General features: G+C 69.4%; 21 protein-coding genes, 1 tRNA gene and 2 pseudogenes. 14 read left to right on the top strand and 10 right to left on the bottom strand.

What is annotated here, in order from left to right; translation table 11 throughout:
* Window positions 1-334: 334 nt before the first annotated feature.
* From AB0I73_RS15960 to AB0I73_RS15930, 7 genes are all read left to right on the top strand, one after another.
* Complete coding sequence (locus AB0I73_RS15960; protein ID WP_363037679.1) at window positions 335-856, top strand: hydrogenase maturation protease; 522 nt, start codon at window positions 335-337, stop codon at window positions 854-856.
* Between the two features lie 203 nt (window positions 857-1,059).
* On the top strand, window positions 1,060-2,229 hold the full coding sequence (locus tag AB0I73_RS15955) for a 4Fe-4S dicluster domain-containing protein (protein WP_363037677.1): 1,170 nt from the start codon (window positions 1,060-1,062) through the stop codon (window positions 2,227-2,229).
* On the top strand, window positions 2,226-2,702 hold the full coding sequence (locus tag AB0I73_RS15950; RefSeq protein ID WP_363037675.1) for a cyclic nucleotide-binding domain-containing protein: 477 nt from the start codon (window positions 2,226-2,228) through the stop codon (window positions 2,700-2,702). The genes AB0I73_RS15955 and AB0I73_RS15950 overlap by 4 nt, the downstream gene beginning before the upstream one ends.
* Entirely contained in the window at window positions 2,699-3,505 is an 807-nt protein-coding gene (locus AB0I73_RS15945) for an FAD/NAD(P)-binding protein (protein ID WP_363037673.1), read from the top strand. Before AB0I73_RS15950 ends, AB0I73_RS15945 begins: the two co-directional genes overlap by 4 nt.
* Before the next feature lies 1 nt (window position 3,506).
* Window positions 3,507-4,298 carry an oxidoreductase gene (locus tag AB0I73_RS15940; protein WP_363037671.1) on the top strand — a complete coding sequence of 264 codons (792 nt, stop codon included), beginning with the start codon at window positions 3,507-3,509 and terminating at the stop codon, window positions 4,296-4,298.
* Window positions 4,295-5,677 (top strand): nickel-dependent hydrogenase large subunit, encoded by a 1,383-nt coding sequence (locus AB0I73_RS15935; protein WP_363037669.1) that lies wholly within the window; start codon window positions 4,295-4,297, stop codon window positions 5,675-5,677. Before AB0I73_RS15940 ends, AB0I73_RS15935 begins: the two co-directional genes overlap by 4 nt.
* A 114-nt stretch (window positions 5,678-5,791) precedes the next feature.
* A complete protein-coding gene (locus AB0I73_RS15930) occupies window positions 5,792-6,079 on the top strand; it encodes a hypothetical protein (RefSeq protein ID WP_363037667.1) in 288 nt (95 codons plus the stop codon).
* On the opposite strand, the gene AB0I73_RS15925 is transcribed toward AB0I73_RS15930, so the two are convergent.
* The 6 genes and pseudogenes from AB0I73_RS15925 to AB0I73_RS15900 form a co-directional block, all read right to left on the bottom strand.
* A complete protein-coding gene (locus AB0I73_RS15925; RefSeq protein ID WP_363037665.1) occupies window positions 6,076-6,432 on the bottom strand; it encodes a carboxymuconolactone decarboxylase in 357 nt (118 codons plus the stop codon). The two genes, AB0I73_RS15930 and AB0I73_RS15925, sit on opposite strands and share 4 nt — an antisense overlap.
* Before the next feature lie 202 nt (window positions 6,433-6,634).
* Window positions 6,635-7,162, bottom strand: a complete 528-nt coding sequence (locus tag AB0I73_RS15920) for a hypothetical protein (RefSeq protein ID WP_363037663.1) — start codon at window positions 7,160-7,162, stop codon at window positions 6,635-6,637.
* Between the two features lie 114 nt (window positions 7,163-7,276).
* Window positions 7,277-7,471, bottom strand: coding sequence for a DUF5958 family protein (locus AB0I73_RS15915; protein WP_363037661.1), 195 nt, complete (start codon window positions 7,469-7,471; stop codon window positions 7,277-7,279).
* A gap of 53 nt (window positions 7,472-7,524) precedes the next feature.
* Window positions 7,525-7,680: pseudogene (locus AB0I73_RS15910) on the bottom strand (DUF5958 family protein); the annotation flags it as partial.
* Window positions 7,681-9,126: 1,446 nt separating this feature from the next.
* Entirely contained in the window at window positions 9,127-10,020 is an 894-nt protein-coding gene (locus AB0I73_RS15905) for a serine hydrolase (protein ID WP_363037660.1), read from the bottom strand.
* A 1,152-nt stretch (window positions 10,021-11,172) separates the two neighbouring features.
* Entirely contained in the window at window positions 11,173-11,715 is a 543-nt protein-coding gene (locus tag AB0I73_RS15900) for a hypothetical protein (protein ID WP_363037658.1), read from the bottom strand.
* A gap of 222 nt (window positions 11,716-11,937) precedes the next feature.
* Between AB0I73_RS15900 and AB0I73_RS15895 the strand changes: the two genes are divergently transcribed.
* Both AB0I73_RS15895 and AB0I73_RS15890 read left to right on the top strand, forming a co-directional pair.
* Window positions 11,938-12,513 (top strand): hypothetical protein, encoded by a 576-nt coding sequence (locus AB0I73_RS15895; RefSeq protein WP_363037656.1) that lies wholly within the window; start codon window positions 11,938-11,940, stop codon window positions 12,511-12,513.
* Between the two features lie 119 nt (window positions 12,514-12,632).
* Window positions 12,633-16,415, top strand: coding sequence for an AAA family ATPase (locus AB0I73_RS15890; RefSeq protein WP_363037654.1), 3,783 nt, complete (start codon window positions 12,633-12,635; stop codon window positions 16,413-16,415).
* 91 nt (window positions 16,416-16,506) lie between these two features.
* Here the strand turns inward: AB0I73_RS15890 and AB0I73_RS15885 are convergent, their stop codons facing one another.
* Together AB0I73_RS15885 and AB0I73_RS15880 are read right to left on the bottom strand one after the other, a co-directional pair.
* Entirely contained in the window at window positions 16,507-16,920 is a 414-nt protein-coding gene (locus AB0I73_RS15885; protein WP_363037652.1) for a PIN domain-containing protein, read from the bottom strand.
* Window positions 16,917-17,180 carry a CopG family transcriptional regulator gene (locus AB0I73_RS15880; RefSeq protein WP_363037650.1) on the bottom strand — a complete coding sequence of 88 codons (264 nt, stop codon included), beginning with the start codon at window positions 17,178-17,180 and terminating at the stop codon, window positions 16,917-16,919. Before AB0I73_RS15880 ends, AB0I73_RS15885 begins: the two co-directional genes overlap by 4 nt.
* Window positions 17,181-17,214: 34 nt before the next feature.
* On the opposite strand from AB0I73_RS15880, the pseudogene AB0I73_RS15875 reads away from it, so the two are divergent.
* Window positions 17,215-17,355, top strand: a pseudogene (locus AB0I73_RS15875) (site-specific integrase); the annotation flags it as partial.
* A gap of 64 nt (window positions 17,356-17,419) precedes the next feature.
* Here the strand turns inward: AB0I73_RS15875 and AB0I73_RS15870 are convergent.
* Both AB0I73_RS15870 and AB0I73_RS15865 read right to left on the bottom strand, forming a co-directional pair.
* Entirely contained in the window at window positions 17,420-18,046 is a 627-nt protein-coding gene (locus AB0I73_RS15870; RefSeq protein WP_363037648.1) for a hypothetical protein, read from the bottom strand.
* 315 nt (window positions 18,047-18,361) lie between these two features.
* Window positions 18,362-18,433 (bottom strand) — tRNA-Arg (locus tag AB0I73_RS15865).
* Between the two features lie 115 nt (window positions 18,434-18,548).
* Here AB0I73_RS15865 and AB0I73_RS15860 point away from each other — a divergent pair.
* From AB0I73_RS15860 to AB0I73_RS15845, 4 genes are all read left to right on the top strand, one after another.
* Window positions 18,549-19,058, top strand: a complete 510-nt coding sequence (locus tag AB0I73_RS15860) for a response regulator (RefSeq protein ID WP_363037693.1) — start codon at window positions 18,549-18,551, stop codon at window positions 19,056-19,058.
* Window positions 19,059-19,152: 94 nt separating this feature from the next.
* On the top strand, window positions 19,153-20,238 hold the full coding sequence (gene nrtL / locus AB0I73_RS15855) for an ArgS-related anticodon-binding protein NrtL (protein ID WP_363037646.1): 1,086 nt from the start codon (window positions 19,153-19,155) through the stop codon (window positions 20,236-20,238).
* Window positions 20,239-20,253: 15 nt separating this feature from the next.
* Window positions 20,254-21,645, top strand: a complete 1,392-nt coding sequence (gene lysA, locus AB0I73_RS15850; RefSeq protein ID WP_363037644.1) for a diaminopimelate decarboxylase — start codon at window positions 20,254-20,256, stop codon at window positions 21,643-21,645.
* 168 nt (window positions 21,646-21,813) lie between these two features.
* A complete protein-coding gene (locus AB0I73_RS15845; RefSeq protein ID WP_363037642.1) occupies window positions 21,814-23,106 on the top strand; it encodes a homoserine dehydrogenase in 1,293 nt (430 codons plus the stop codon).
* Window positions 23,107-23,108 lie beyond the last annotated feature (2 nt).

The following is a 23,108-nucleotide window of genomic DNA, read 5'->3' as shown; positions in this document are numbered from 1 at the left end:
CACCCTCAGTACAACCTCGAATGCCGGACGCCGCGACACGCGCGGACACGCACTCGAGGGGTGCCGCGTTCCGCCGTCGGCTCAGGCCGGCTTCGATCTCGCCCCGGCCCAGCGCGTGGAAGGGCCGTTCCAGGAGCTGGCCGGTGCGGTGGTGTACGGGCAGAGTCATCGCGGTTCACCTCGCGAAACGACGGTGACCGGGCCAATCTCCATGCTGGGTGCCCGCACCTCTTCCCACGGCTCGACCACCGATCCGCTGCGGCCGCAGCCCTCCGTCACCACTCCACCGCGAAGGCGACAGGTACGCCGACGCGTCGAACGAAGGAGCAGTCGAATGAAGCCGCTCGTCAGCACGGTGGTCATCGGGATCGGCAACGAGTTCCGCCGGGACGACGGGGTCGGGTGGGCCGTTGTCGCGCTGTTGAGGGATCGGGCCGCGCTGTGGCCGCTGCCCTCGGGCACCGTGCTCGCGCAGTGTGACGCGGACCCTGGCCGACTGATCGGACTCTGGGAGAACACCGGCCTCGCAGTCGTTGTCGACGCGTGTTTCCCGCCTTCGGCACACCCGGGGCGAACGCACCGGTGGTGTACGGCCTCGGACGGCGTCCTGCGTCGCACCGCACCGGCAAGGCACAGCACGCACGGGTTCGGTCTCACCGAGGCGCAGCGTCTCGCCGACAGCCTCGGGCGCAGCCCTGACCGCCTCGTCGTCTACGCGGTCGAAGGAGCGGACCGTTCGCTGGGGACGGGGCTCACTCCGGCGGTGGCCTGCGCGGTGCCGCATGTGGCCCGGTGGATCGCGGTGGATGTCGAGCGGCACCACGAGAGGTCGGTGCGCGGTCTGCGGGCCGAGTGAGCGCCGACGGATGGTTCTCGGGGCAGCCGCGTCCGGACCGGTCCATCTGACGGGACACGCCGACTCGGCTGCCTCCCGGACAGTCGCGCACCTGACACGCTGTTCGTGACCGATTGCACACTGTACGGCCCTGTGATGCGGGGACTGTGGCAAATGCCTCTGCTCCTCCCGGGGGCGAAGGGCGCGAACATCGAGGGCAGCGGATGACCGATCGTGAAGATGCAGAAGCGGCCCCCCACGACGGAGTCGAGGCGGTGTTCGACCGCGACGGCCTGGACGCGCTGGTGCGTGCCCTGCGACGCCGCGGCCGCACGGTGATCGGCCCCACCGTGCGCGACGGCGCGATCGTTCTCGACGAGCTCGACTCCGCGGAGGCGTTGCCGTACGGCTGGGGGGTCGAGCTGGAGGCGGGGCGGTACCGGGTCCGCCCGCGTGCGGACGGAGCCGCTTTCGCGCACAGCGCGGGGCCGCAGTCGTGGAAGTCGTTCCTGCACCCGGAACGTGTCCGCCAGTGGACCGCGGACCGTCACCCCGGTGGCGAACTGACCGTGCGCGAGGAGAGACCGAAGAGCGTCTCGTACGCGTTCCTCGGTGTGCGGCCCTGCGATCTGCGGGCCATCCAGATCCTGGACCGAGTGATGAGCGGCGGCCGGTACCGCGACCCCGCCTACCTCTCCCGGCGGACGGGGGCCTTCCTGATCGCGGTGGAGTGCACCGAGCCGGGTGCCACCTGCTTCTGCGTGTCGATGGGGACGGGACCGGCCGCGGACGCCGGATACGACCTCGCCCTCACCGAGGTCGTGGACGCCGCCGGCCACCGCTTCTGGTGCCGCAGCGGGAGCGCGGAGGGAGCCGCGGTGCTCGCGGAACTGCCGCACCGCGGCGCCGACGAGCCCACCCGAGCAGCCGCGGTCCACGCCGTGCGCGAGGCCGCTGAACGCATGGGCCGGTCCATGCCGCCGGTTGACCTGCGCACGCTGATGCGGGACACCCTGGAGGCAGAACGCTGGGACGACGTCACGGCCCGGTGCCTGAGCTGCGGCAACTGCACCATGGTCTGCCCCACCTGCTTCTGTACGACCACCGAGGACGTGACCGACCTGACCGGCGACCACGCCGAGCGCTGGCGCCGCTGGGACTCCTGCTACGACCTGGACTTCTCACTCCTGCACGGCGGTCCGGTCCGGGCCACCCCGCGCAGCCGCTACCGCCAGTGGCTCACCCACAAGATCGGCACATGGCACGACCAGTTCGACAGCTCCGGCTGCGTCGGCTGCGGCCGGTGCATCGTCTGGTGCCCCACCGGAATCGACCTGACCGAGGAGGCCCACGCCCTGCACCTGGAGGACCGGCGGAAGCGGACCGCACCGTGACCGCGCACCCGGGCGGGCCCGCCGACGCGAGGATGCTCGACGCCGTCCCCGCGGAACACCTCGCGCGGTTGATGCCCCTCGCCCGCGACGCCGCCTACCCCGGCGCCGCACGGATCTTCGAGGAGGGCCAGGACGCCGACCGCTTCTGGGTCATCCGCAGCGGAACGGTCGCCCTCGACGTCCAGGTGCCCGGCCGCGGGCGCGCCGTCGTGGAGACGATCGGCCCGGGCGACCTGCTCGGCTGGTCATGGCTGTGCCCGCCCCGGCAGTGGCACCTCGGCGCCGAGACCCGCGCTCCCGTCCGGGCCTGGGAGTTCGACGCCGCCGCGGTACGCGATCTCTGCGCCGAACACCCCGCGCTGGGCCTGGCGCTGGTCACCGCGGTCGCCGAGACCATCGGAGACCGGCTGAGAGCCACCCGGACCCGGCTGCTCGACCTGTACGGTCCGCGGCAGAGCAGGCCGACGCCATGACCCTCACTCCACTCCCCCACCGAGTGGTGGACCGCCGGGAGGAGACGCGCGACACGGTCACGCTCGTGCTGGAGCCGGCCGGGGAGCCCCTGCACCCCTTCGCACCAGGGCAGTTCGCGATGGTGTACGCGTTCGGCGTCGGCGAGATCCCCGTGTCCGTCTCCCGGATCCCCCACGGCCGGCGCCTGACGCACACGGTGCGCGCCGTCGGGGCCGTCTCGCGTGCCCTGTGCGAGCTGCGCATCGGCGCGTCGGTCGGGGTGCGCGGCCCCTTCGGTACCGGCTGGGACACGGCCGCCGCTCGCGGCCACGACCTGCTCGTCATCGCCGGCGGCATCGGACTCGCCCCGTTGCGCCCCCTGATCGAGGCCGTTCTGGCCGAGTCGGACGCGTACGGGCGGCTGAACGTTCTCGTCGGCGCCCGGACCCCCGACGATCTGCTGTACCAGGACGAGTTCCCCGCTTGGAGACGGCCGTTCGGCGCCGTCACGGCCGACCGGCCCTCCGGCCACTGGACCGGCCGGGTCGGAGTCGTCACCACGCTGCTCGGCGAAGCCCTGTTCACCCCGGCGGCGACCACCGCCTTCGTCTGCGGCCCCGAAGTCATGATCCGCGCGACCGCCCGTGCCCTGACCCACCGGGGGGTGCGCCCCGACCGCATCCAGGTCTCCCTCGAACGCAACATGCGCTGCGCCACCGGCCACTGCGGACACTGCCAGCTCGGGCCCCTGCTGCTCTGCCGCGACGGCCCGGTCGTCGGCTACACCCAGGCCGAGCCCCTGCTCACCGTACGGGAACTGTGAGATGAGCACCTCCACCACACCCCAGCCGCCCTCCCGCCCCCGGCTCGGCGTGTTCAAGTTCGCCTCGTGCGACGGCTGTCAGCTCACCCTCCTCGACTGCGAGGACGAACTGCTCGGCATCGCCGACGAGCTGGAGATCGCCCACTTCCTGGAGGCATCCAGTGAGGTCGCGCCCGGCCCGTACGACCTCGCGCTCGTCGAGGGATCGGTCAGCACCCCCGAGCACCTGGACCGTGTCCGGCGCATCCGTGCCGACTCCCGCCGCCTCGTCACCATCGGCGCCTGCGCCACGGCCGGAGGCGTGCAGGCGCTGCGCAACTACGCCGACGTCGAGGGGTACCTGGCGACGGTCTACGCCCGCCCCGACTACATCGAAACCCTCGCGACCTCCACACCGATCTCCGCCCACGTACCCGTCGACTTCGAGCTGCGCGGCTGCCCCATCGACCGAGGCCAGCTCGTGGAGGTCATCACCGCCTTCCTTTCCGGGCGGAAGCCCGGCATCCCGAACCACGCCGTCTGCTTCGCCTGCAAGCGGCGCGGCAACGTCTGCGTCACCGTCGCCCACGGCACGCCCTGCCTCGGTCCCGTCACCCACGCGGGCTGCGGAGCCCTGTGCCCGACCTACGGGCGCGGCTGCTACGGCTGCTTCGGGCCGGCAGGCACGACGAACCTTCCCGCGCTCGTCCCGCTCCTGCACCGCGACGGGATGAGCGAGGAGGACATCGGCAGGTTCCTGCACACCTTCAACGTGACCGCCTTCACCGCCGTCGAGGAGGAAGGACCCGGATGAGCGAGCCCACGACCCGGTCCCAGGTCCTGCGCATCGCCGCACTCACCCGTGTCGAGGGCGAGACCGCGCTGCATCTGCGGATCCACGACGGTACCGTCACCGAGGTCCGGCTCGGCATCTACGAGCCTCCACGGTTCTTCGAAGCCTTCCTCCGAGGCCGTGCTCACACCGAACCTCCCGACCTCACCTCCCGTATCTGCGGGATCTGCCCGGTCGCCTACCAACTGAGTGCCTGCCGGGCCATCGAGGACGCGTGCGGTGCCGTCGTCGACGGCCAACTCGCCGCCCTGCGCCGCCTGCTGTACTGCGGCGAGTGGATCGAGAGCCAGACGCTGCACATCCACCTGCTGCACGCCCCGGACTTCCTCGATCAGGACGACGTGATCGGCCTCTCCCGTTCCCACCGGCCGCACGTCGAGCGCGGCCTGCGGCTGAAGCAGACCGGCAACGCCGTCATCGAACTGCTCGGGGGGCGCGCGATCCACCCCGTCAACGTTCGTGTCGGGGGCTTCCACCGCACCCCGACCCGCGCCGAACTCCGCCCCCTGGCGGAGCGCCTGCGTACCGCTCTGGACGACGCCTGGGACACCGTGCGGTGGGTCGCCGGCTTCGACTTCCCCGACGCCGAGTGCACCGCCGACCTGCTGGCCCTCGCCGAGCCCGGCACCTACGCCATCGAGTCCGGCGTCCCCACCGTGCTCCCCTACGAAGGGACACGCGCGCCGCGCAGCTTCCCGCTCCGGGACTTCTCCGACCATGTCACCGAGGAGCAGGTTTCCCATTCCACTGCCCTGCACTCCCGACTGGACGGCCGACGGCATCTCGCCGGGTCCCTCGCCCGCTACGCCGTCAACGGCCATCTGCTCTCCCCGACGGCCCTGGAAGCGGCCCGGGAAGCCGGACTGGGCGCTCCCCCGCTGGGCCCGCGGGCAGCGGGCACCGGGCGGGGCGAGGTCCGCACGAACCCCTACCGCAGCATCCTCGTCCGCGCCGTGGAGGTCCTGTACGCAGTGGAGGAGGCCCTGAGGATCATCGCCGACTACGAGCGTCCGGCCCGTCCGCACGTGGACGTGCCTGCCCGGAGCGGCGTCGGGCACGGCGCCACGGAGGCGCCACGTGGCCTGCTCTACCACCGTTACGCACTCGACGACGCAGGCCGCGTCACCGACGCCTGCCTCGTCCCGCCGACCGCCCAGAACCAGGGCGCGATCGAGGAGGACCTGCGCCGCCTGGTCCAGGCCGGGCTCGACCGCGGAGAGGATTCCGAGTCCGAGCTCACCCGGCTGTGCGAGCGGGCCATCCGCAACCACGACCCGTGCATCTCTTGCTCAGCCCACTTCCTGGACCTCGACATCGAGCGGACTTCGCCCCTCGCCTGACACCCGTGGCGGACCGTTTTGGCCGGGTCGGCCGGCGTCCATGGTGTGTCCAGGTGCAGCAGCCGCGCCGGGAGTGCTGTGCATCAGGTGTGGGCCTCCCGGAGGAGTCACCTGATGAGTACGACGACGGATCACCGGATCGAGACCTCCGGCAGCGTGTCGCTCGCCCTGGCCGACGGTGGTGTTCAGGGTGCCGACGTGAAGTCGATGACGGTGTCGCCGAACGGTCTGTCCCGTGAACTGCTGGAGGATCCGACCGTCCCCGGCAAGGCCCGATACGCCGTCACTCGATCGCATGCCCGCCGGAACCCGTCAAAGCGATCAAGGCAGGTGGATCGTTCTAAACAGCAATCGCTCCAGAATGAACGCAGCCCGGTCCTCCACCCGGACGGGACCGTCTAAGAGGTGCTGCGGCTGTCGGCTTCGGCCTGGGCTATGGCTTCGGCTTCGCTGTCGGCCAGGGCGAGTGTGACACCGAACGCCCGGGCGATGTGGCCTGCGGCAGACATGACGCGCGCTGTCCCCACGACGGGGGCGATGGCGACGAGAAGGTCCTGCAACTGTTCGACCGTGAAGTCGGCTTTGATCGCGGGGTTGATGTGGGCCAGGTAGGAGATCGCCGGTGCGTCCATCGCCACGAGCGCGGCGATGCGAGCCTGGATGAGCGTTCGCTCGTCCATGTGGCAGTGCTCGACGGAATCGATCGTCATGGCGGCGATCGTGTCGAGTACGGGGGTCTCGGATGCAGTAGCCATGGCTGGACCGCCTTCTGGTGCTGTGGAGAGCTGAACCGCCACCCGCTCAATGCGGAATCCCCGCCTGCTCGGCGGTTACCCCTCAAGCGTAGGTACTCTCAGGTGGTGGCGCGCGGTGAGCCGGTCGGCCGTGTCCGGCGTGCTGATCCTGCCCCCACCGTGTCAGCGCGCCCCGTGTCCTCCTCCTCGATCGTGAAAGTGTTCATTGATCGCAGGAAATCTCAGCCAACCATTCCGGGGTGTAGCACTCAGCAAACGACCACTTCTGGTCCGAGTAGAGGTCGTCCGTGCTGTCGGTGTACACCTCGAGCCTGCCTTGCGGCGACAAGCGGTAGTACTCGCGAATCGGGTCACCCTCCACAGTGGGGTAAGTCACCTTCAGTTCTGCGCTCTCACCGCTCTTCAGAGCTTGCCGGAGACAGACGATTTCCCGCACCGCCTGCTTCTGTAGCTCCTCACCCTGAGCCAAGCTCACTTCGCCACAACTTGAAAACTCAGTTCTGGACTCCCAGCGGTCCTTGACCGGATCGTCCAGCATGCCGCAACCTGCAGCCAGCAAGGACGTGGCCGCTACCGCGACGAGCCGTGCGCGGACCGAAACAGCCGCCCCACAGCGACGACAGGCCCTGTTCTGACCTGTCGTCCGCGCCAGGTCCGTCGGCCCCACCCGCCGCGACTGGTCCGGCACGTCGTTGTCGACGTGCACGAGCAGACCCGTCTTCGCTCCCAAATCCCCTCCCCGAACCCCATGCTTGATCGCGGCCGCACCGTACCCGCCGGCTCCGAAATGAGATGCACCGATTCCGCTTATCCGGGCCGTCCCTGGGCCGTCCGAGGTCGCTCGTCACCACCCAACGGCGACCGACAAAGACCGTTCTGCGCCGCGTGGCGGATCCGGCAGATTGTGCTGCGCGTGACCACATTCCCCGGCACAGTACAGCGTCCGCCTGCGGGTGTCCGCGATGCTGAAGAGGACGACGAGCAGACGGAAGGAATTGGTGAGTTGGTAGGCCGGAAGCCCTCCATCCCGAAGCGCCACTTCGTGAGCATCACCGCCGGCGTGTGAGGGGGGCGAATGCCGGAACGTGCAATGCCCTCCGGCACGTCCTCCTCGCAGGCGCGGGCTTGCCCGCAGAACAGCACCAGAGGGTGCGAGACCTTGCGTCGGTCATCCTCCGAGAGGCCCTCGAACCACTCGGCGCCCTCGGCCGTCGGTCTGAGCCCCTGGGCGAGTTCGTCCAGGACCACCTCGTGTGCGTACAGCACAGGTTTCCACCCCCGTGGTTCAGACCGGCGGTACGCGCACGACCGCCCGTGAGCAGCACGGTTTCTCGTGACCTGACGGCACGGCCATCTGACGCAGGCGGCAGGCTCCCCGTAAAAGCCGCGCAGCGTCTTCCAGGCAGATCGCGCCGAATGAGTGTCCGACTGCGTGACGACACAGAGGAACAGCGGCGGACAAGCACGGACGCCTGTGCACCGTCGCACCAGGTGAGAGGTACTCCGGCCCGCGGGCGGACGCCCACCCGAGCTGCTTCGGACGAAGAGGCCGCCGGGCCTTCCACGATGGTTGGCCGTCCGGTCGTAGCCGGCAGCTTGAGCGGCACCCACCCAGCTCCCGTGGCCATCCTCTGGCCAAGATGGGCCGGACCGAGTGAGTGAACCGTCCTGGCTGCGATGTCACCGTGGGCTCACATCCCACCGCCTCCGCGCGATGCGCGGTGAGAACAGCCCCTGGCCCGGGTGTTCGGTCGGGGCCGTTCTCGTGTCCGGCTACTGTGACTGCCCGGTGTTCCCCGTGGTTTCCTGCTGGATCGGGCAGTCTGGGGCACGGGCGGCTCTCCTGGCTCTCCGGGGGAGGGAAGGCCAGGGGGCCTCGTCGGGTCTAGGCGGCGGTCACGCGGTTGTCTGCGACCGTCGGGCTGATACTGCACTCACCGCAGAGCCGCAGACCAGGACTGCTGACAGTGCGATCAAGCTGGTCAGAACGTCTTGGATCTGCGCGACGGGGACGTAGACGACCACGATGACGACGAGGACGGCAGTCCAGTCTCGCAGCCGGGGGATTGAAAGTCGGTTCGCCGAGGTCACACTCATAGCAGTACCTCCTGGGTGCCCGCCCGCCGATCGCTGCTCGTGCCGGGAAGCCTGCGCAGCGACCGGCGGGCTTTTGCGTCGGGCCACTGTGATGTAGATCTCCCCTCGGCACGCAGCGAAGTAACGGTGCGTAAGGGTGATCTGACCCCTGGTCACGAGGTGTGGGGGTATGCGCAGTCATGACACCAGCGAAGGGGGCGGTGAGGCCCGCCCGGCGGCCCCATAATCGGATGTTTGCCCGATGATCAGGCGGTGAGGTGCGCCCGACAAGGTCGGCGGAGTCTCCATGGCCGAGTCAAGCCGACGGGGACCGTTCCTCGGTTGGGTGGCGCCCCGCCTGGAACAGGTTCGACCCTCATCCCCAACAGGTCGATGACGAGACGCTGCGGCCTCCGTAACGCGCTCCGGGCCCCTGCCTGCCGGCCGCTGATGTACTGCTGACCTCCCTCACTCACGTGGGCGGCTACGACCGGGCGAGTGGACACCGGTGCTCGTGAGGTCCGGTCCTGGCAGGGGAAGGCGGCAAGACGACCGTCGCCCACCAGGCCCTCCTTCTCCATGGGCAGTAGATGCGGCCTCGGGCCGGCAGGAAAGAGGTCAGTGGATGATCGGGGACACGGGAGGGGCGGTGCTGCGAAGGGCATGTACGGCTGTCCGCGCTGCTCGCTCCACCGTGGAGATGCCGTGAGACATGCTCGGGCTGCCGTGAGAGAGGATGACGACGTAGAACGTGCTCCCGTGTGCTTCGACTCGCCCCATGCTGTTGATCACCCAGCGTTGCGATCGGGAGCGCTGCAGCCAGCCGTTCTTGAGTTGCCAACGGCTGCCTTCCGCGGACACTCCCCAGTCCTGGTCGGCGTCGATCCGGCCCATGAAGGTCTGGATCAGGTGGCGTGAGGCTTTGCTGAGCGGTGAATGTTCGGCGAACACGTCGCTCAACAGGGTGAGTTGGTCTGCCGCGGTGGTGCGGGTGAGGCCCCAGTGGGCACCTGGTCCTGCTTGGGTGGAGGTCAGCCCCAGGGCCTTGTTGGCGTCAGCGAGCCCTGGGCCGCCGCCGATACGTTGCCACAGGGCATCTGCGGAGTCGTTGTCGCTGCTCTGGATCATCGAGGCGGCGGTGGATGTCTCCCACGAGGTGAGCGACCGTCTTTCGCGCTGGGCACGCAGCAGCAGTGCCGCCAGGATGTTCACCTTCGCCACGCTCGCGGTGACGTGTGTTTGTGAGCCGTACACCGTCCGTCGGCCGGTCCTGGGCTCCAGAACGGCGACCGACACCTGAGTGCCGCTCTGTGCCCGAATCGGTTCGAGCAAACGGGCGAGCGCGTGGTTCACATCCGTCGGAGTCGGCACCCGTGTGCCGGGGAGGCCTGGCGGCGCTTGGGCCGGCTTGCTGTTCGCCGGCGGCAAAGGTGCCTGATGCTGTGCCAGGGGGCGTCCGGCCCGGTCACCGGTTGTGGTGTGACCGGCAACGAAGCAGCCCGTGAGCAGCATGCCCGCTGCGGAGCACGCCAGTACCAGATGTATCCGCTCCCGCCGCGCGCAGGCCTTGCCGTGTCCGCTCGGACCCGGCGGGACAGGCCGGTGCCCCGTTCCGTGGAGTGCACAGGCGGCATGATTCGGATTCATCGGGAACCTCAATCGCACAAACGGGAGACAACCGGAGGAAAGATCACGCCCACAGTCTTTTCCGGGGTGAGGCGCGCCGCATCCCAGGGCGGTTTCCCCCTAAAGGCGTAACACGCCCATGGCGGACGCCACCTGACGGGCCCTTGGAAATGTAGCGAAGGCTCTTCTCTCGCGGCCCCGGGCACCTGCCCCGTGCCGCCATGTCGTGTGACGCACCACCCCCGGCCCCGGGTGCGGTGGCCTGTCCACGCCACTCTTCCCGGTGATCACCTTGCAGCGTTTGGAGGAGTTGCGCGGCATGGCCGTGGGTGTCATCGAGGTCGGTCTGGGCGTGGAGTACGCCGGCTGTCCCAGGTGCCGGTGAGGCGTGCTGTGCAGGCGGGGTACCTCGTTGCGCCCTCACCGGCCTCAGCCGCGCTGCCAGGGGCGACGGGGTGGACGGACGCCCTGACGGAGGCCCTGACGGAGGCCCGTCGCATCGGCACGGGCCGGCCGCGCCACACGTAGCGCTGACGCCCGGTGGTCGTCACCCCCGGAACGCTGCTGGTTTCCAGCATTGACCGGTGGCGAACCGCCTCCGTACCGTGGTGTTCGCCGACGCCCTCGTCGATCTCTGGCGTGCCGCTTAGGGTTCCGGCGTGACAAACGCGGGGTGGAGAGTCGCACTCGGCGCGGTGGCGTCCGGTGCATTCTTCTGGGGAGTCGCCGGAGCCGTCGACCTCGGGCTCGAGCGAACCTCCAAGGGCTACACCCTCCCTGACGGCGGCGGGTGGTGCAGCTTAGCCCTCTTTGCCGGATTCATCGTCGCGTACTTCTCCGTGGCCAGTCTCACCGATCGCATCGTCGGCTGGACGGCGGCACTGATCCGGGTCCTTCTCCACGTCCAGGGCCTGCATGCCGCTCCGCGTCCCCCTGCCCCTCATCCTGGATCAGATCCACTCGGCGGCAGTGGAACGGTCCGGAGTCCGCGGGGGTTCCCGGACGGCCGTGCCCCGCCGGTCACACACGGTGCGTCGTTCAGTCTACGGAGGCCGGAGCCAAGATCGACCGGTTCCGGTCAGGTGCCGTCATGCCACGCGGTCCCCCGCGTGTAGTCGGCCAGGACAGCCGCTCGTGGCTTGAGCAGTGGCTGGAGCTCGCGGACCAGGAGTTCCGCGTCCGCCGGAGGAAGGGGAGAGAGGCCCGCCGCATGCGTACGCTCCAGGAGCGAGGGTCCGGAAAGGCCTCCAGCCTCGGCACCAGCTCGGCGAGCACCAGACCCTCACGCATCGGCGCCAGCCCCTCGAAACGCAGCGTGCACCCCGATGTGAACCGCCTCTCACCGAAGACGACGGGTTCCGGCAGCATCTCGACGGACGAGGTGACGACGGCCAGCCCCATGATCCGGCCGCGGTCACGCGTCGGATTCCAGTAGCAGCCACGCGTCGTGTACAGGAGGACCCGGTCGCCCTCGGCGGGCAGCCCGGTCACGGCCCGGCCGGCCGGGAACGCCATCCGCTGCGTCCTCAGCACCCACGCCAGCGGCTCGCGGTCGCTGATGATGATCAGGTGTGTCGCCATGCCCTCTTCCTGCACCGTACCGCCGACTTGGCGTCCCTGCCGCCGACCCCGTACAAGACGACAGGCACACCCTATCCGTGTCACGCCTGCCCAACGGGATCTTCACTTCACGGCCCGACTCCGTGAATCAAGTGCCATATCCGATGTGGGATGAACGAACGCGCTCAGGGAACCCTTTTCGGAGTCTCCGAGAAGCCCTCAGTACTGCACAGGAGCAGGCACTTGATACGATTCGGACCCACCATCACCCTGAAACACGCGCGCAGTTACGTGCCCAAGCAGGGCGCCACGACCTCAGGTGTGCAGACCGCCGGATTCGCCACCGAGTGGCATCTGGAAGCCGCCGGCCGTCCGCGGCTGACCATCCACGATACGCAGTGGGACAACGGCGAGAGGGACGTGGTCCTGCAACAGGTGCCGCTGTTACCGGAGATGCCCGCCGCACTGGCCAACCTGCACGGGCGGCACCGTGCCGGCATCGTCGAAGTCACCCCGGAGCGTCGGCGGATCACGGCCTTTCTCTCCCTGCCGCAGACCGACGGACGGCCGAGGCAGAAGCGCGCTCTCACCACGGCACAGTTGGCGGAGGGCTGTGGGACGCCACTCCTGAGAGAACTGGTGTCCCGCCCGGGTGTGTCACTCGACCCGTCCCTCGACCTGGCGAAGCCGCAGGACACGGAACGCTTCCAGCACGCGTTCGTTTTCCAGGACGAGGACCGTGAGACGCCCGTCATCGCGTACGTACTCACTCGGCTCATGCCGACACTGAGGCACACCGGCTGGGCCACGGACAAGTGACGGGCAGGCTCGAATCACCCGGACATGAGCGGTTTTACTCTCGCCCGGACCGGTCGGCCCGGGCCATCGACGAACTCAGGTGACAGGACATCAGGATGAGCGGCGTGAAGCATCTGTCGATGAGAGTTCCGTGGAGGGACCGGCCGTGGGACCACTTCCTCTGCGACGATCCGTCGGGCAACTCCTCGTGCACGCTGCTCGCGGCGATCGGCAAGGGCCGCGAGGACGACTTCGAGGAGGACAACGCCGGCGCTCCCATCGGGAGTCTGGACGCGAACCGACTGCCCTGCCTGAGCGAGCGGGCCACCTTCATGTCGCCGGTCGGGTACACCGTCGTCAAGCAGCACCCCTACAGGAACAACTCCGCGCTCCGCGACAGCCTGCTCGACACCCCCGTCAGCGTCCCCGGGTACGCGTTCGAGGCCGTCCCCTTCCGCTGGATGAACCGCGCCTCCCTGGACGGCGAGATCGGTCACGCCAGAGTGCCCGCGTTCGACCAGCGCGCCGAGGACCATACCGACCAGGTCCTGAAATCCCAGTCGTCATGGGTGATGGACGGCGGCAACCAGCAGGCGGTCATCGAGGCGTTCTTCGAGCCGGTCGCGCGGAAGGACAGCCTGGTATTCGTCTACCTCAAGCACTCCCCGCTGCAGGAGCAACGCACCGACCGCCTGCTGGTCGGCGCCGCGCACGTCGCGGGCGTGACCCGGCCACCGATGTGGAACCAGAGCGGGGAGCAGCCGTTCGACTCCTCCATGTGGGAGACGATCGTGGAGCACTCCCTGCGCCCCGACATGACGGAGGGCGTCCTGCTTCCCTACCAGCGGCTCCTGCCGCTGGTGGACGAGGGCGCCGACATCGACAAAGCACTGGCCTGGGCACCCGAAGGCCGCGATGTCGAGTTCTCCTATGTCACGGAACACCTCTCCGACGACGCGGCCATCGAATCCCTTGAGTCCCTGAAGTCGGCGGCCGAGGGCATGCGTGAGCTCGGCCTGACCGTCCCTGAGTCCGCGATGACCTGGCTGACGGCACAGACCGAACGGCTCTGGCAACTCCGCGGCCCGGTCCCCGGCCTGCCCGGTGTCCTCGCCCACATCGGAGTGCAGCAGCCGTATGTCGCCGCACGAGCGGTGCTCACGGAAGCAGGGGAGGATACTGACCCCTGGGACCTGCTGCACACCGTCGTCGCCAACCCGGGGCACGCCCCGCACGCGCTGAAGCCTTATCTCGGTCCCATCCAGGCACGTATCTGGAACAAGCTCCCGGCCGAACGTCAAGCGGTCTTGCGTCTCCTGTCCGGACTCGACATCAGCCCGGACCAGGTGCGCAAGCTGCTCGAAGGCGAGACCGAGGTCGAGATGGCCGCCGAGGAGCTCCTCGAGAACCCGTACTACGCCGCGACCTGCACCTACGGTTCGCCTTTCCACGTCCCCTTCGCCGCAGTCGACCGCGCGATGTTCCCGCCGACACATGTCACGTGGCGACCGCCCGTCCCGGACGAGGTGGGCCTCGAAGAACCACTGGACCGCCGACGGATCGAGGCCCTTCTCACCGAGGTACTGGAGCGCCAGTGCCTCCAGGGGGACACCCTGGTCCCGCTGGACGAGGCCCTCGAACAGACCCGTCACATGGCGCTCACCCAGCTCCCGCCCCTGACGCACGACATCCTCAACGGCCTGGACCTTGACCACGACACGGTCGCCGACTGGCCGCACTGGTCACCGCTGACCAGCGTCCGCCTCGCCGACGGGACCCCCGCCTACAAGCTCGACCGGCTGGAGCAGACCGCGGACGTCATCCGCGACTGGGTGGCGGAGCAGCAGGCCCTTCCCCTGCTGGGCGAGATCACCGACGCCCGCACAGTTCTCGACGCCGCGCTGGACCGGGACCAGGTCCAGGACGGCACCGCGGACGGCGCGCACGCCGACGAACTCGAGGAACGAGCCAGGACGGAGAAGGCCGCGGGGCTCTCCGCCCTGCACGACGCGCGCCTCTCCGTACTCATCGGACCGGCCGGAACGGGCAAGACGACCCTGCTGCGCGCCCTCGTCGACTACCCCGGCGCGGCAGCCGGGGAGGTCCTTCTCCTCGCCCCTACGGGCAAGGCGAAGGTGCAGCTGGAGACGAAGGTCGAACGGCCGGCGAAGACCCTGGCCTCCTACCTGACCGCCACCGGTCGCTACGACGCCGAGACCGGCCGGTATCTGGTACTGGGGGATCAAGGCCTCCGGCGGAGCTACGGACTCGTCGTGATCGACGAGGCGTCCATGCTGACCGAGGAGATGCTCGCCGCGACGCTGGACTCGTTCACCGGCGTCAAACGGCTGGTGCTGGTGGGCGACCCGCGCCAACTGCCCCCGATCGGAGCCGGACGGCCGTTCGTCGACCTGGTCAACAAGCTGCGCTCGAAGGACTTTCCGACCGGAGTGCGGGTCGCCCCCGGATACGTGGAGTTGCAGGTGCCCAGGCGCCAGCTGCCGGACGGCAGCCATGGCACTCGCCACGACCTCGAACTCGCCGCCTGGTTCGGCGGCGCCACCCGCGGCGCCGGCGACGAGACGATCTGGGACGAACTGGCGACCAACCCGAACCTCCCCACCCTCCAGTACGCCCCCTGGGGAAAACGCACCGCGGTGCAGGCACTCACGGACGCCCTCGACCAGGTACTCGGTCTGGACACGGCGGACGACCCGGTGCGGGAGTTCGCTCTCACCTACGGCGCCAGCGTCAACGGCAAGTACGTCAACTGGCAGCGAGGTGCCGGCGTCCAGGCCGAGAAATGGCAAATCCTCTCGCCGACCCGCTCCCGTGCCTTCGGAACCGTCGAACTCAACCGGCACATCAAACGCGTGTACCGCGCCAAGGACACCGCCTGGGCCCAGCGCAACACCTGGAGCTGGAACATCCCCTCACCGATCGGGCCCGAGCAGATCGTGCGTGGCGACAAGGTCATGCAGACGGTCAACAAGCGCATGAGCGCGTGGCCGCGGGACAACGCGATGAACTACGTCGCCAACGGCGAGATCGGTGTCGCCATCGCATGGCCCACACCCGCCTCGAAAAGGCGGAAGAACGCATTGAGGCTCGGCGTGGAGTTCTCCTCACAACCCGGCCACGAGTACAGCTACCAGCCGTCGAACAAGGACGATGCTCCGCTGGAACTGGCATGGGCCGTCACGGTGCACAAGTCACAGGGCTCGGAATTCGGCACGACCTTCCTGGTTCTGCCCGCCCGGGCCAACCTGTCCCGGGAACTCATGTACACGGCGTTGACCCGGCAGAAGGACAAAGTCGTCATCCTTCATGAGGGCACCCTGGCAGACCTCCGTGCCTTCGCCCGGCCGAGCAACTCCGAAACCGCCCGCAGACTGACCGACCTCTTCGAAGCCCCGCAGCCGTTCACACTCGACGTGCGGGGCCAGGCCCGCAGATTCGACCGCAAGCTGATGCACGTGTCCGCCGACGGCACGCCTATGGCTTCGAAGAACGAGGTCATCATCGCGGGCCTCCTCGACCGCCTGGCACCAGGGCGGTGGCGGTACGAGGAGCCGCTCACGGGCGCGGACGGGCGCGTTGTCCGTCCCGACTTCACTGTGGCCGCACAGGACGGCCGCACGGTCTTCTGGGAACACGCTGGCATGCTCGACCTCCCCGACTACGCGCGGAAGTGGGAGCGCAAGAAGGAGTGGTACGCGAAGAACGGCATCGGGCCATGGGACAAGGGCGGCGGTCCGAACGGCACCTTGATGTGGACCGACGACCTCGACGGCGCGGACGCCCGAGCTTGGCTCACGCTCGCCTCCCAGGTCCTGGACGCCGAACCGACGGACCCCGGGTCCGCGGCTGTACCTGCGCGGAGGGCGGCGAAGAAGACCGCTGCTCGACGAACAAGATCATGAGCGCGAGTGCGCGTTCGGCGACGAATGACCGGGGTCCAGCCACCTTCACGTGACGCGCCCCGATCTGGTCTCGGGCGCTCGACACATGCCGTCAGACCTTGATCACTGTGATACGTCCACCGCATAGCGCTGCGATGTCATCAGGATCGGAGGTGAGGACTGTGACGGAGCCGGGCGCGGTGAGGGCGGTGGCGCTGAGCATGGCGTCGATGGCGTACTTGTGGCCGTGGAGGCCGGCGTCGGAGAGGAGCGCGGCGGCGTGCCGGGCGATCGGCTCGGTGACAGGTTCGACGACGAGGCGGGAAAGGGCCCACTCCAGCGCCGGACGGTTGATCCGGGGATGGACTACTTCTACGAGGGTGGCTGCCGAAGTGATCACACGCAGGTCATCGGCACGGGCCAGGGCGAGCCAGCTGGTCACTGTGCGGTCGCGCAGGACAGCCTTGGCCAGCCCTTCGCTGTCGAGGACCAGGGTGCCGCCGGGGACGGCGGGGGAACGGGTCACGCTGCGTTCGCTCCGTCCTGCGTCTGCTGCTCGCGTGCCTGGTGAAGCTGGTCCCGTAGGGACTGGATCTCCTCTTCTGTGATGGGTCCGTGCTCGGCCTCGGCCACCTGGATCAGCTCATTGAGGTTGTCCCGTTCAATCTGGCGGGCGACGGCCGCGGCCACATAGGCGGACAGGCCGGAGCGGCCGCTGCGGGCCTTGGCGGCTTCAGCGATGTCGCGCGGCATGGTGATCGAGTACTTGCCGGTGGGCTCGCTCATGCCACTTATCCTACCTCTCATCCTCCCAGTCCTGGCCCGAGTCGATCCCACCGAGGTTGCCGAACGCGCCGGCAACAGCGTGGAGGTCCTGCTGACCCGCTACGCGAAGTGTCTCGACGGACGGCAGGACGTCGCCAACCGACGCATCGAGGACCTGCTTCGCGAGTACGAGTGAATCCGCCTGAACGAGTTCGAGGCCCCTGGCACCGCGTCAGGGGCCTCGTCGCTTGCCCTGTGCGTCAACGTGATCCGGGGGCGTGGGAGCGCTCTGCTGCGAGTAGGCGCTCAAGGTCTTTTCTCGCGCTGTCGAGCGTGGTGAGTATCCGCGTACGAGTCTGCTCGAAGTGGGGGTCGACTTCGACGCCGAGGTCATGTCGCAGGGTGACCCGTAGCAGGTACACACCATCGGACAGGGGGCCGCTGAACCACGCCTTCGCGCGCTCATACGCCTCGTTGAGGTTGGGGCTGCTCGGCAACTGCTTGACGACTGAGTACCCGACTCCGAGTGCCCTGTTGAGCTTTGAGGCTACTTGCAGGACGTCCTTCGTCAGTGCCATCTGCGCCTGAGAGTACTGGTCGGCCCAGGCTTCCTTGGCGGCGTCGAGAACCGCCGGGTCGATACTTTCGCCGCGCTCGGCTGTTCGGACGGCGTCTCGGGCAGCGACACGGTAGGCGCGAGCCGTTGTGTTCAAATCGGCGTAGAGATCGCGCTTGGCTTGCAGTACCTGCTCATGGCGCTCCTGCTCCCGTTCACGATCAGCACGCTCATTCTGCTCTCGGCTGGCGCGCTGGCTGAGCACTGCCCCACCCAGAGTTCCGCCGAGCGTTCCTCCGACGCTGATGAGCGCGACGGCAAGTGTGGTCACATCCACGAGATCCCCCAACTCGTCCACTTGTCTGCCCGCAGTCGGCGACTGAAGACAGCATGACAACCTCCTCAGTCACGCGATGATCCTCACCCTCGGCGTATGGTCCAAGACCGGGACAGCGAGAAAGAGGAACAGCTCTGCCTGGCTCCAGGAAGCCTTTCTCACCTGCGGTGACGCTTCAAGATCCCGTCCACGCCTCGTCCACGGACCCCGACATACGGTCGCTTCGGACGGCATACGGCTGCACATACGCGAAGACCCCGGCCTCAGCGTTTCCGCTGGTGACGGGGTCTTTGGGCACCTCATGCAGGGTGCCCCCGGCAGGATTCGAACCTGCGCACACGGCTCCGGAGGCCGTTGCTCTATCCCCTGAGCTACGGGGGCGTGTCGGTTGCGGTGATCGCTTCGACGGGTAGAACAGTACCAGTTCTGGAGGGGTGGGGAGGAACCCGTTTCCCGGAGGGCGTCACCCTGGGTGCTTGCGGGGGCGTCCTTGAGGGTGGAAGTCGGGAAAACGCGGACGCGGTGGCCGGTCTCGACCTACTCTCGAGTTGTGCCAGGGGCGTCGCGCCGGGTTCTTGTTGTGGACGACAACAAGGTCATCCGGCAGTTGATCAGGGTCAATCTCGAGCTTGAGGGCATCGAGGTCGTGACCGCGGCCGATGGTGCCGAGTGTCTGGAAGTCGTCCATCAGGTGCGGCCCGACCTCGTCACCCTCGATGTCGCCATGCCGCGGCTGGACGGGCTCAGGACCGCGGCCCGGTTGCGTTCCGATCCCCGTACCTGTGAGCTTCCGCTCGCCATCATCAGTGCCTGTACCCGGTACGAGGTCGAGAGCGGGCTTGAGGTCGGGATCGACGCCTTCCTCGCCAAGCCCTTCGAGCCCGGTGAACTCGTGCGGGTGGTCCGGCGGTTGGTCGAGCGGCGGCGGTGCGGAAGCGGTGGGGACAGGGACGGTGGCCGTGGTGTCGGCGGTGCCGAGCGGGCTGCCGGGCACGCCGGGGGGTAGCGGGACGGGCGGTCTGTCCGGCGGGGCGTCCACATGGCGGACTCCCGGTAAACCGGCTCGCCCTCTCACCCCCCTCCTCCCCTACGCTTGTCCCGTGACCCCCGTCGAGCTCTCCCGCACCGTGCTGCACGCGGTGCGTCGTGCCGTCGACGAAGGGGAGCTGCGGGTGACCGTTCCCGAGCGGGTCGCCGTCGCGCCGCCGGGGCCCGGGGGGTGCGGGGAGTACGCCACCAACGTCGCGCTCCAGCTGGCCGGCCCGGCCGGGCACACGCCCCGGCATGTCGCCGAGGTGCTGCGGGCCCGGCTCCTTCAGGCCGGCGGCATCAGCGACGTCGTCGTCACCGGGCCCGGGTTCATCAACATCAGTCTGCGGGGGACCGCTCCCGTCGCCCTCGTGGAGGAGATCCTGGGGGCAAGCGGCTCCGGTGGCGCTCCTTACGGGCATCTGGACGGGGGGAGGAGCGGGAGCCGGGAGCGGGTGCTGCTGCACGGGGCCGCCGAGGTGCGTGCCCTCGTCCAGGTCGACGCCCTCGCTCGCATCCTGCGGTCCCAGGGTGTGGTGGTGCGGACCAGCTGGGATCCACCGGCCTCCGCGCCCGAGTGGGACGCCGCTTCGGCCCGTCTCGGGGTCGTCCTCGACAGCAGCGAGAACGGCGGCCAGTACGACGCCCTGCGCGTCGACGTCCGGCCCGTGCCCGCCCCCGGCGACCCGCTGCCCCTCGGCCGGGACGCCGCGCGGTGGGCGTTGCTCCGGCCCGCGTCGCACGACCGGCCCCGGATCACCGGCGAGCACCTGGTCCAGCGGGAGAGCAACCCCCTCTTCCGGGTGCGCTACGCCCACGCCCGCACCCGTGCCCTCCTGCGCAACGCCGTCGACCTCGGGTTCGGGCCCGAGCCCGGCCCCGTCGGCGTGAGTGGAACCCAGCCCCTGCTCGCCGCCCTCGCCGACCACCCCCGCGTCCTGGCCGCTGCCGCCCGGCACCGTGCCCCCGACCGGCTCGCCCGGCACCTCGTCACCGTCGCCGATGCCACGCAGCCCCTGCTCCCCGCCGTGCTGCCCCTCGGTGAGGAGAAACCCTCGGCCGCCCACCGCGCCCGGCTCGCGCTCGCCGAAGCCGCCGGGACGGTGCTGGCCGGCGGCCTGACCCTGCTCGGCATCGACGCACCCGACCATCTGTGAGAGAGCACGCGAAGAATGAGCCGTTCCGCACACCCCGCCGGACCCCGTCACGCCGACGTCCTCCCCGAGGGGCACTATTCCGCACCGCCCGCCGATCTCAACGCCCTCGACCCGAAGGTGTGGGCGCAGACCGTCAGCCGTGACGAGGACGGTGTGGTCACCGTCGGCGGGATTCCCGTCACACGGCTCGTCGAGGAGTTCGGCACCCCCGCCTACATCCTCGACGAGACCGACTTCCGCGCCCGCGCGCGGGCCTGGCGCAGCGCCTTCGGGAGCGACGCCGACGTGTTCTACGCCGGCAAGGCGTTCCTCTCCCGGGCCGTCGTGCGGTGGCTCGACGAGGAGGGGCTGAACCTCGACGTCTGCTCCGGCGGGGAACTGGCCACCGCCCTGTCCGCCGGCATGCCCGCCGACCGGATCGCCTTCCACGGCAACAACAAGTCCGTGGCGGAGATCCGCCGGGCCGTCGAGGCCGGTGTCGGACGGATCGTGCTCGACTCCTTCCAGGAGATCGTCCGGGTCGCGCACATCGCGCAGTCGCTCGGCATCCGGCAGCGGGTGCAGATCCGGATCACCGTCGGCGTCGAGGCGCACACGCACGAGTTCATCGCCACCGCCCACGAGGACCAGAAGTTCGGGATCCCGCTCGCCGGCGGGCAGGCCGCCGAGGCCGTGCGGCGGGCGCTCCGGCTGGACGGGCTGGAGGTCATCGGCATCCACAGTCACATCGGGTCGCAGATCTTCGACATGTCGGGGTTCGAGGTCGCCGCGCACCGGGTGGTCGGGCTGCTCAAGGACATCCGCGACGAGCACGGCGTCGAACTGCCCGAGATCGACCTCGGGGGCGGTCTCGGCATCGCCTACACCAGCGACGACGACCCCCGCGAGCCGCACGAGATCGCCAAGGCGCTGACCGAGATCGTCACCCGGGAGTGCGAGGCCGCCCGCCTCAGCGTCCCGCGCATCTCCGTGGAGCCGGGACGTGCCATCGTCGGGCCGACCGCCTTCACGGTGTACGAGGTCGGCACCGTCAAGCCGCTGGAGGGCCTGCGCACCTACGTCTCCGTCGACGGCGGGATGTCGGACAACATCCGCACCGCGCTGTACGACGCCGAGTACAGCGTCGCCCTCGTCTCCCGCCGCTCCGACGCCGAGCCGATGCTCAGCCGGGTCGTCGGCAAGCACTGCGAGAGCGGGGACATCGTGGTGCGCGACGCCTTCCTGCCGGGGGACCTGGCGCCGGGCGACCTGATCGCCGTACCGGCCACCGGGGCGTACTGCCGGTCGATGGCCAGCAACTACAACCACGTCCTCCGCCCGCCCGTCGTCGCCGTCGCGGACGGCGAGGCGCGGGTGATCGTCCGGCGCGAGACCGAGGAGGACCTCCTCCGTCTCGACGTCGGGTGAGGTAAGAACAGAAGGCGCGAGGGGACGCGGGAGAGGGAGGCGGAAGATCTTCGGTTCTCGCGGGCTTCGCAACGAAATTGATGTCTCACGATCCGGACAAAGGGCAGAAACTTCCGTCCGGTGAGTGAGACTGGTGCAATCGAGACGGTAATCGGGAAACGAGGTCGGATGATGCGTACGCGTCCGCTGAAGGTGGCGCTGCTGGGCTGTGGAGTGGTCGGCTCAGAGGTGGCGCGCATCATGACGACGCAGGCCGACGACCTCGCGGCCCGCATCGGCGCCCCGGTGGAGCTCGCCGGGGTCGCCGTGCGGCGCCCCGACCGGGTGCGTGAGGGCATCCCGGCCGAGCTGGTCACCACCGACGCCACCGCCCTCGTCAAACGGGGCGACCTCGATGTCGTCGTCGAGGTCATCGGCGGGATCGAGCCCGCGCGGACGCTGATCACCACCGCCTTCGCGCACGGCGCGTCCGTGGTCTCCGCGAACAAGGCGCTGCTCGCCCAGGACGGCGCCGCGCTGCACGCCGCCGCCGAGGAGCACGGCAAGGACCTCTACTACGAGGCCGCCGTCGCCGGTGCCATCCCGCTGATCCGGCCGCTGCGCGAGTCGCTCGCCGGTGACAAGGTCAACCGGGTGCTCGGCATCGTCAACGGGACGACGAACTTCATCCTCGACGCCATGGACACCACCGGCGCCGGCTATCAGGAGGCACTCGACGAGGCCACCGCCCTCGGGTACGCGGAAGCCGACCCCACCGCCGACGTCGAGGGCTTCGACGCCGCCGCCAAGGCCGCCATCCTGGCCGGAATCGCCTTCCACACGCGTGTGCGGCTCGACGACGTCCACCGCGAGGGCATGACCGAGGTCACCGCCGCCGACATCGCCTCGGCGAAGGAGATGGGCTGCACCATCAAACTGCTCGCCATCTGCGAGCGGGCCGGTGACGGCGCCTCCGTCACCGCGCGCGTGCATCCGGCGATGATCCCGCTCACCCACCCGCTGGCCTCGGTGCGCGGCGCCTACAACGCCGTGTTCGTGGAGTCGGAGGCCGCCGGGCAGCTGATGTTCTACGGGCCCGGCGCCGGTGGGGCGCCCACCGCCTCCGCCGTGCTCGGCGACCTCGTCGCCGTCTGCCGCAACCGGCTGGGCGGGGCCACCGGACCGGGCGAGTCCGCCTACGCGGCGCTGCCGGTCTCGCCGATGGGCGATGTCGTCACGCGCTACCACATCAGCCTCGACGTGGCCGACAAGCCGGGCGTTCTCGCCCAGGTCGCGACCGTGTTCGCGGAGCACGGCGTCTCGATCGACACGGTTCGCCAGCAGGGCAAGGACGGGGAGGCCTCCCTCGTCGTCGTCACCCACCGTGCGTCCGACGCGGCCCTCGGCGGCACCGTCGAGGCGTTGCGCAAGCTCGACACCGTGCGCGGTGTCGCCAGCATCATGCGGGTTGAAGGAGAGTAACC

Source organism: Streptomyces sp. NPDC050388 (assembly GCF_040655635.1).
Taxonomy (GTDB): Bacteria; Actinomycetota; Actinomycetes; order Streptomycetales; family Streptomycetaceae; genus Streptomyces.
This window is presented reverse-complemented; position numbering and strand designations above follow the sequence as displayed.

Bases quoted from the DNA above. Each gene is read 5' to 3' on its own strand.
- lysA (WP_363037644.1), top strand. From the start codon at position 20,254: ATGAGCCGTTCCGCACACCCCGCCGGACCCCGTCACGCCGACGTCCTC.
- AB0I73_RS15960 (WP_363037679.1), top strand. From the start codon at position 335: ATGAAGCCGCTCGTCAGCACGGTGGTCATCGGGATCGGCAACGAGTTC.
- AB0I73_RS15930 (WP_363037667.1), top strand. From the start codon at position 5,792: ATGAGTACGACGACGGATCACCGGATCGAGACCTCCGGCAGCGTGTCG.
- AB0I73_RS15890 (WP_363037654.1), top strand. From the start codon at position 12,633: ATGAGAGTTCCGTGGAGGGACCGGCCGTGGGACCACTTCCTCTGCGAC.
- AB0I73_RS15940 (WP_363037671.1), top strand. From the start codon at position 3,507: ATGAGCACCTCCACCACACCCCAGCCGCCCTCCCGCCCCCGGCTCGGC.
- AB0I73_RS15905 (WP_363037660.1), bottom strand. From the start codon at position 10,020: ATGCTGCTCACGGGCTGCTTCGTTGCCGGTCACACCACAACCGGTGAC.
- AB0I73_RS15845 (WP_363037642.1), top strand. From the start codon at position 21,814: ATGATGCGTACGCGTCCGCTGAAGGTGGCGCTGCTGGGCTGTGGAGTG.
- AB0I73_RS15945 (WP_363037673.1), top strand. From the start codon at position 2,699: ATGACCCTCACTCCACTCCCCCACCGAGTGGTGGACCGCCGGGAGGAG.
- AB0I73_RS15880 (WP_363037650.1), bottom strand. From the start codon at position 17,180: ATGAGCGAGCCCACCGGCAAGTACTCGATCACCATGCCGCGCGACATC.
- AB0I73_RS15935 (WP_363037669.1), top strand. From the start codon at position 4,295: ATGAGCGAGCCCACGACCCGGTCCCAGGTCCTGCGCATCGCCGCACTC.
- AB0I73_RS15900 (WP_363037658.1), bottom strand. From the start codon at position 11,715: ATGGCGACACACCTGATCATCATCAGCGACCGCGAGCCGCTGGCGTGG.
- AB0I73_RS15925 (WP_363037665.1), bottom strand. From the start codon at position 6,432: ATGGCTACTGCATCCGAGACCCCCGTACTCGACACGATCGCCGCCATG.
- AB0I73_RS15955 (WP_363037677.1), top strand. From the start codon at position 1,060: ATGACCGATCGTGAAGATGCAGAAGCGGCCCCCCACGACGGAGTCGAG.